Source organism: Clostridium prolinivorans (genome assembly GCF_004011155.1).
GTDB classification, from domain to species: Bacteria; Bacillota; Clostridia; order Clostridiales; family Clostridiaceae; genus Clostridium_AT; species Clostridium_AT prolinivorans.
The window spans coordinates 71,539-79,988 of the sequence record NZ_RJWG01000009.1; the positions used below are offsets into that span (position 1 = coordinate 71,539).

The 8,450-nt window shown below is 24.6% G+C and carries 6 protein-coding genes; 1 reads left to right on the forward strand and 5 read right to left on the reverse strand.

The window, feature by feature from the left end; all coding sequences use genetic code 11:
• Positions 1–32 precede the first annotated feature (32 nt).
• The 3 genes from EGD97_RS08685 to EGD97_RS08695 form a co-directional block, all read right to left on the reverse strand.
• Positions 33–3,170, reverse strand: a complete 3,138-nt coding sequence (locus tag EGD97_RS08685) for an AAA family ATPase (protein ID WP_127837055.1) — start codon at positions 3,168–3,170, stop codon at positions 33–35.
• A 1-nt stretch (position 3,171) separates the two neighbouring features.
• On the reverse strand, positions 3,172–4,365 hold the full coding sequence (locus tag EGD97_RS08690) for an exonuclease SbcCD subunit D (RefSeq protein ID WP_127837056.1): 1,194 nt from the start codon (positions 4,363–4,365) through the stop codon (positions 3,172–3,174).
• A gap of 358 nt (positions 4,366–4,723) precedes the next feature.
• Positions 4,724–4,930, reverse strand: a complete 207-nt coding sequence (locus EGD97_RS08695) for a heavy-metal-associated domain-containing protein (protein WP_078682173.1) — start codon at positions 4,928–4,930, stop codon at positions 4,724–4,726.
• Positions 4,931–5,274: 344 nt separating this feature from the next.
• Here EGD97_RS08695 and EGD97_RS08700 point away from each other — a divergent pair, with 344 nt between their 5' ends.
• Positions 5,275–6,150, forward strand: coding sequence for a radical SAM/SPASM domain-containing protein (locus tag EGD97_RS08700; RefSeq protein WP_127837057.1), 876 nt, complete (start codon positions 5,275–5,277; stop codon positions 6,148–6,150).
• A 201-nt stretch (positions 6,151–6,351) separates the two neighbouring features.
• Here EGD97_RS08700 and EGD97_RS08705 read toward each other — a convergent pair whose 3' ends face one another.
• Complete coding sequence (locus EGD97_RS08705; protein ID WP_078682175.1) at positions 6,352–6,978, reverse strand: hypothetical protein; 627 nt, start codon at positions 6,976–6,978, stop codon at positions 6,352–6,354.
• A gap of 225 nt (positions 6,979–7,203) precedes the next feature.
• Positions 7,204–8,265, reverse strand: coding sequence for an aldose epimerase family protein (locus EGD97_RS08710; protein WP_127837058.1), 1,062 nt, complete (start codon positions 8,263–8,265; stop codon positions 7,204–7,206).
• Between the last annotated feature and the right edge of the window lie 185 nt (positions 8,266–8,450).

Consider the following 8,450-nt stretch of genomic DNA (forward strand, 5'->3'; position numbering starts at 1 on the left):
ATACTTTTATTTTTTTAATATATTTAATTTTACTAAATTACAAATTTTACACTGCTTCCTTCTTTTGCTGGAGTTATTTCAAGTCTTACATCTATTCTTTCTTTAAGCTCAGGTACATGAGATATTATTCCAACAAGTCTTCCCATATTTTGAAGCTCAATTAAGCATCCAATAGCATTATCTAAAGACTCAGGATCTAATGTTCCAAATCCTTCATCTATAAACATTGTATCTAGACTTATTCCTCCTGCATAAGCTTGTACTATATCAGCTAATCCTAATGCTAAAGCTAAAGATGCTTTAAAACTTTCTCCACCTGATAATGTTTTTACATGTCTAGATTTACCTGTATAATTATCAAATACCTCAAGTTCCAATCCTTCTTGTTTCCCAAATTTACCTCTATCTTCTTTTCTTTTAAGAATAAATCTTTCTCCTGTCATTTTAGCAAGCCTTAAATTAGCTGCATCTATTATTTCATCAAAATAAGCTGCAAGTACATATCTTTCAAAAGTTATTTTTTCTTCATTATAGCCATTAGCAGTTTTAGCTAAATCACTTATTATTGCATATTGTTCTTCATCTTTTTTTATACACTTATTTATTTTTTCTATTTCTTTTATAGCATTTTGATTATTTTGTATTCTTGAAAATATATTTTTTTCTTGAATTTCTAAAGAATTCTCATAAAGTTTAATGTCTTTAAGTTCTTTAGATAGTTCTTCTACTTCTATATTTTTTAATCCTTTAGTATCATTTTCTGCTTTTTCTAAATTTCCTTTTAATATTTGAAGTTTTTTATAATATTCAGATATTTCTTCTTCTAAAATTTTTATTTCTTCTTCTGTCATTTTAAATTTATTATATTCTTCAAAATCACTAAACCCATACTCTAAAATTTTAGAATTTAATTTATTTTTATATGCTTCTACTTCATTTTCTGCTTCTTTAAAATTTCTATATTTGCTTTCCTTATCTGATTTTATAGAAGCATATTTTTCATTTGCATTATGGAAATTATCTTGAGCTTCTTTATAAGATTTTTCTAAAACTTTAAGTTTTTCCTCAATTTCATTTATTTTTATTAAAAGTTTAGAATGACTTCTAATTTCTTTTGGTATCTCCTCTTCTATACTATTTAGCTCTTTTTCTGCACTTATTACCTTACCATAAAAAGTTGTATATTCTTCTTCTTTCTTTGGAAGATCTAATTCTTTTTCTTCTAAATATTTTTGATTTTCATATATATATTTTTCAGTCTTTTCTTTATCTTTAATAATATTATCTAATTCTTTTATATCATTTTCTATTTTATTAGTTTCTTCTTTTATTTTAGATCCTTTTTCATTTACGTATTTAAAAAGTTTATCATAAGGCATTTTTAAAATGTCTTCATCAAGTATTTGTATTAATCTCTTTTTAGTTTCTAAAAGTTCGTTTAAGCTTTCTTCCACTTTTGCATTTAATGCTGATAATTTTTGAAGATTTATATTTCTTTCCTCTACTTTTTCATCATAAAGCTTTTTAATCTCTTTTAATTCTTCTTGTGTAATAAAATTTTTATGTATTTTAGCTGGATTAGGGTGATTTATAGAGCCGCATACAGGGCAAGGAGTATTATCTTTTAAATCTTTAGCAAGTATACCAGCTTGTGCTTTTAAAAAGCTATCTTCCATTTTTTCATATTTATCTTTTATTATTAAATAGTTCTTTTCAAAATCATTATATTTAGATGCTTCATTTTCATGAAGTTTTAAATTATTTAAGTATTGCTTTATTTTTATTTTAAGTTCCCTTAATTTTTCAAGCATAAAGTCTTTTTCAGTTTTTATACCTATAAGACTCATTTTTTTAGTTTCACAGTTTTTAATATATAATAGCTTTTCTTTTGCTTTGTTAATATCAGTTTTTTCTTTAGCTATAATATTTTTAATATCTTCATATTCTTTTTTCTTTTTATTTAGATCTTCTCTTAACAATTTAATTTCATTAGATTTAACTTCATACTGCTTTACTTTATTTTCTTTATCTTTTAAATTTATTATTTTTTCTCTTAAGCTTTTTCTTTCCTCTTCTTTATTTTCTTCAAGTTTTAATTCATACTCCCTCTTTTTTATATTTTCTTGTGCAATGGCTAAATTTTTTTCAGCCTCTTTATATTGATTTTCTTTAATAATAAGATTATTTATTTTTTCATTTAAAGTATCTTCAACAAATTTTACATTAAAAGCAATCCTTGCCTTTTCAAGCTTATTTTGTTTTTCTATATATTTACTTTCATTTAAAATATAATTGTTATATTGTTTTTCAATTTCTTCTTTATCTTTAATTTTTTTATTTATTTCTATGCCTTCAAATATTTTCTTTTGCAATTTTTCTTCTTGTAATTTAATTTCTTTTATATAATTATTTATTTTTTTACTTTCTTCTTTATCTTTTTCTAAAAGTTCCTTCGTTCTATTTATTATTTCTTCAACATTTATATGTTGTTCATTTAAAAGCTTTAAAAGTATCTCATCTTCTCCAGAATCAATATGTTTTATATGTGTATCTCTTTTTGTAGAATTTTCGTTAATTTTTGTTTCATAATTTTTTTGAAGAGTTGAAAGTTTCAACTGTATAGATTGAAAAGCCTCTGTTCCAAATATGTTTCTAAAAATAACTTCTCTTTCTTTACTATCAGCTTCTAATAATTTCCTGAATTCTCCTTGAGGAAGCATTACAATCTGTCTAAATTGATTTTTATTTATTCCTAAAATACTATTTATCTTCTCATCTACAGGTTTTACCTTAGTTATTACTCTTCCATCAGGAAGTATTAATTCTGCATCTGCTTCTTGAATAGTTAATCCATTTCCTTTAGCTTTTTTTCTTTCATATTTTGGATTTCTTTTTATTTTATATTTTTCCCCTCTAAGTTCAAATTCAAGTTCTACATATGTAGGAGTATCTATTGAAGAAAAATGGCTTCTTAAAGTATCGCTATCTCTACTGCTTACAGAAGCTTCCCCAAAAAGAGCAAAACTTATAGCATCAAATATAGTAGTTTTTCCTGCCCCTGTTGGACCAGTTATAAGAAAAATATTCTTATTTTTTAAATTTGAAAAATCTATAACTTGTTTATCTGCATAAGGGCCAAATGCACTTATAGTAAGTTTCAATGGTCTCATACTATTTCACTTCCTTTTCTACTGCCTCAATAACTTCTTTTACAATATCCAATTTTTCTTTTGTAAGTTCTTTATGAGTTATATCTTTATAAAATTCATTAAAAAGTTCAAGTTTTGATTTATTTTTATAGCCTGTCCCTGCCGAAGTTTTACTTTTTTCTCTTTGTCTATTATCTTCTCTATGAAGTCCCATAATATTAGGATATACAGCTCTTAATTTTGAAATTGGATCTATAATATCTTCTTCATCTGTTAAAATTGCATATATATAATCTTCTCTATTACTGCTCTCATAAACTTCTTTTGAAATAAGCTCTTTTAATGGACCTTTTATGACTCTCATATCCCTTTTAGGTTTAAGTGGTCTTTGTTCTACACTAACATCACCTTTTTCATCTATATTTACTATAGTAACGCCTTTTTTATGGTCTTTTTCTGAAAAAGAATACTTTAAAAGTGAACCTGAATATCTTATTTTATCACTTCCGACCTTTTGGGGACAATGAAGATGCCCAAGTGCAGTATAATTAAAACATGAAAAATGTTCTCCGCTTATTAAATCAGTTCCTCCAATGCTTAAAGGTCTTTCTGAATCACAAATCTCAAGACCTCCTTTTTTAGTTTTATCTTCACTCTCTTCATATTCTTTCATAAAAGATACATAACCATGAGCTACAAGTACATTTTTTTCTCCTTCTTTTATATCTTCTTTTATTCTTTTTATTACTTTTTTCATAGCATCATCATGGGTACTTATTTCATCGTCTTTTAATATAGCTTTTATCTCTCTTGGATCGCTATAAGGGACAAGATAAAAATTTACATTTCCGCATTCATCTTCAAATGTAACTTTTTTTATATTACTATCAAATATTCCAGCAATATGCAATCCATTATTAGTAAATATTCTGCTTCCAAAAGATAATCTTTCAGCACTATCATGATTACCTGCAATAGCAAGTATAGGTACATTTAAATCCAGCAAAATTTTATTAAATACTTCATCTAAAAGTTCTACAGCCTCAATAGGAGGTATACTTCTATCATATAAATCTCCTGCAATAACTAATGCCTGAGGTTTTTCTTCTTCAATAATTTTTATTAACTGCTCTAATATAAATCTTTGATCCTCTATCATACTAAATTCATTTACAATTTTACCTATATGCCAATCTCCTGTGTGAATTATCTTCATTAAGCTACCCCCTCTTACATAAATGTTAATTTAAAACTAATATGCTTGTACATATATAATTATAATAAATCTTTTATTCAAAATATAAAATATATTTCTAAATATAGTCTACATAAAAATATAGTCTAGTAAAAAAATAATTTAAGTGTAAAGAATATATGATATGATTAAACCACAATAATCTGTAAATAAATTCCTATTACACAATGAGCAATATGTTTATTATTGATTTACTTCAAAATATAGTGGTCAATTCTACAAAAATAGTTTTGTGAGATAATCATAATATTCTTAACAATAAAGTATTATTATTTTACTAGACTTATTAATTAAATTTTAAATTTTTAAATATCTATAATTAATCTTCAACTATATATCCTGTATTTTCAATACAATTCCTGATTTTTTCTGGGCTTGCAGGATAATTATATTCTACTTCTATAGTTCCTCTACCTAAATCTACTGCAACTTCTTGAACACCTTGAATTTTATCTAAAGCATTAAGCACCTTTGTTTTACTTTGGGAATTTGCAAGGCCTGAAACATTAAAATGTATAGTATTCATTATACATACCCCTTTCTAATATTTTATCAATATTAGTATTAAGATTTTTTAATGTTTTTATCCTAATAAATTATCTAGAAATTATTGAATTTACATTTGTCTTATTTATTTCATAAGTATCCATTAATTACCTATGGATTTTGAATTACAAAAATTTAGTTATATTAGCCAAATCTATGTTTAAAATACTATTTATATTAATAATATTTTATGATAGTATTTATAAATATCCAATAAATATAAAAACTTAATATAATATAGTAAAATAATAATACAAAAAAATAATAACTTTATTCTTACAAAATAAAATTATTTTACTAGATATTACATATAGAGAGGTTAATATGAAAAGATTTAAAAAAATTTATATAGAAATAACTAACGTATGCAATTTAAAATGTCAATTTTGTCCTATAACTCAAAGGACTCCAAAATTCATGGACATAAATACTTTTGAAAAAATACTATACGATATAAATAATTTTACAGACTATATATATCTTCATGTAAAAGGTGAACCCCTGCTTCACCCTGAAATAGATAAGTTTTTAAATTTATCTGAAAAGTATAGACTTTTTGTTAATATTACAACTAATGGAACTCTTATAAACAAAGTAAAAGATAAAATTTTATACAAAAATGCTCTAAGACAAATTAATTTTTCACTACATAGCTTTGATGCTAATGAATTAAATTATTCCATAGAAGAATATTTAAATAATATTTTTGATTTTACATTTTCAGCTGTAAATAATACAAACAAAATAGTTTCTTATAGGCTTTGGAATTTAGATGAAGATATTAAAAGTATAGAAAAAAACAAACATATATTAAATTTAATAGAAAAAGCTTTTAATTTAGATTATAGCATTCAAGAAAGACTTCTAGATAAAAATATTAATAGAGGTATTAAATTATATAAAAATGTTTACTTAAATATTGCATCAAAATTTCAATGGCCTGATAAAAGCCTTGAAAATAGTGATGATAAAGGCTTTTGCTATGGATTAAAAGATCAAGCAGCTATTTTAGCAGATGGTACCGTTGTCCCATGTTGTCTTGATGGTGAAGGAATAATAAACTTAGGCAATATTCATAAAAACAGTTTTTCTGAAATAATAAATGGAGAAAGAGCTACATCAATATATGAAGGTTTTAAAAAAAGATATGTAGTAGAAGACCTTTGTAAGAAATGTGATTACAGAAGAAGATTTAATTAAATACAATCTGCTAAAACAATAATCTGATTAAAAAACATCTTTTATTTTACCAAAGAGAATTATTATTTTTACTAGGTGCATACATAAAATTCAATACTTTATATACAAATCTAGTAAAAATAATAACCCAATTAGGGAATATTTTTTATTTTACCAGATAGGATTATTATTTTTACTAGATACATAACATTATACATACATTTATTCTCCTATAATCCATTTTAAAATAGATACAGCCGTATTTTTTCTTTCTGTACCTTCCATAATAGCAATAACTTTGTCTTTTGTATCAGCTTTCATACTTTCAAGAATACTATTACCCTCAGCACTTATACCATATATACCACTTTTCCCATCACTAGAAGTACCTTCTATTTTATCTGCCTTTATATTTTGAATATCAATTTCTTTTACTTTACTTAAATCCATAAATGCTCCTTGTTTCATAAGGCTATCAAATATTTTTTTATCTAATACTATAACGTCTATTTCTTTTGCTGCCATTTTAACTGTAAATTTTTGAAGCATCTGAGGTTCTGGATTTTCAGGATTTATTATTGGAATGTAATCTATTAACACCTGCTTTTTTTTGTCCCCATCTTTAACTACAACATTAGTTAGTTCTTTTTCAGCTTCTTCTAATTTTACATTATCACCTACTGGGGTTAATATTGTAAGATTAGCAACATACTCTACTTTAGTAATTTGTCCATGAATAAAAGATACTAATAAAATAATTAAAAAAAGTCCACCTATAATATGTATTTTATAATAATCCCAAATATATTCTATTTTTTCTTTTCTAGTCATATTTTTTAAATCAGCCATAAAATTCACTCCATACTTATATATTTTTTATATACTATAAAATGTTTACATAATAAAATATATCATATATTTTTTTACTTTGACAAAACTTTTACTAAATTTAAAAGAATTTTAAATATTTATATAAATAATAAAAATATGCTTTCTAAAGGTTGAACAGTTTTATTATTTTAACTGTCTGCCATAAAGAAAGCATATAAAATTTTAAACATAGCAAGTTTAATATTATTTAACTATTGAAAATTTATAAATAGTAGTATGTTTATATTCTTCTCCTGCTTTTAATATTGGTGATGGAAAATGCTTTTGATTTACAGAGTCAGGGAAAAACTGCGTTTCAAGGCATAATCCGGCATAGCTTTGATAAACTACTCCACCTTTACCTATATATTCACCATTTAAGAAATTGCCTGTATAAAGCTGTACTCCTGGTTTTGTAGTATAAACTTCCATACTTCTTCCTGATTTTTCATCAATAACTTCACAAGCTTTTTCATTAATATTTCCATTAGTATTAAGTACAAAATTATGGTCATATCCTTTTGCAAGCTTTATTTGTTCAAAATCAGAGTTTATATCCTTAAATATAGGTTTCATTTTTCTAAAATCCATAGGAGTATCTTTAACTTCTTTTAAATCTCCTGTTGGAATAGAATATTTATCTATTGGGGTAAATTTATCAGCATTAATCATAAGCTTATTATGAAGTATATCTCCAAAAGCATGCCCAGATAAATTAAAATAAGAATGATTTGTTAAATTAACTATCGTATCTTTATCAGAAACAGCATGATAATCTATAATAAGCTCGTTATTTTCAGTAATACTATAAGTAACTTTAACATGGAGATTTCCTGGATAACCTTCTTCACCATCTAAACTTTTATAAGTAAGTTCTAAGGCATCATTTCCGTCTTTATCAATAATTTCAGCATTCCAAACTTTTTTGTCAAAGCCTTCTACTCCCCCATGAAGCTGATTTTCTCCTTCATTTTTGCTTAAATTATATTCTATTCCATTAAGCTTAAAACGAGATTTAGCTATTCTGTTTGCATAACGACCTATAATTGCTCCAAAATATGGTCCCTTTTTTTCATAGTCTTCAATTTTGTCATAACCTAAAACTATATCATCTACTTTTCCATATTTATCTTTAAGAAAAAGAGAAACTATTATTCCTCCAAAATTTGTTACCCTCATTGACATTCCTTTGGAATTTTTAAGAGTAAAAATATATACTGGTGTTCCATCTTTTACATTGCCAAAAAATTCTTTAGAAATACTCATATTATACTCCTCTATAATCTTTATAATCTTTAATTTCCTTTATTACACTCACTTATTCTTGTATTTTCATTTCAGTTAAAAATATTATTTATTAACTCTATCTAGCAAATGCTGTTTCCCAATCTTTTTTAAATTTTTCTATTCCTGAGTCTGTTAAAGGATGATTAAGCATTTGCATTATTACT

What these genes read in the sequence shown, in the direction of transcription:
- EGD97_RS08685 (WP_127837055.1), bottom strand. Translation starts at nt 3,170, where the DNA reads ATGAGACCATTGAAACTTACTATAAGTGCATTTGGCCCTTATGCAGAT.
- EGD97_RS08690 (WP_127837056.1), bottom strand. Translation starts at nt 4,365, where the DNA reads ATGAAGATAATTCACACAGGAGATTGGCATATAGGTAAAATTGTAAAT.
- EGD97_RS08695 (WP_078682173.1), bottom strand. Translation starts at nt 4,930, where the DNA reads ATGAATACTATACATTTTAATGTTTCAGGCCTTGCAAATTCCCAAAGT.
- EGD97_RS08700 (WP_127837057.1), top strand. Translation starts at nt 5,275, where the DNA reads ATGAAAAGATTTAAAAAAATTTATATAGAAATAACTAACGTATGCAAT.
- EGD97_RS08705 (WP_078682175.1), bottom strand. Translation starts at nt 6,978, where the DNA reads ATGGCTGATTTAAAAAATATGACTAGAAAAGAAAAAATAGAATATATT.
- EGD97_RS08710 (WP_127837058.1), bottom strand. Translation starts at nt 8,265, where the DNA reads ATGAGTATTTCTAAAGAATTTTTTGGCAATGTAAAAGATGGAACACCA.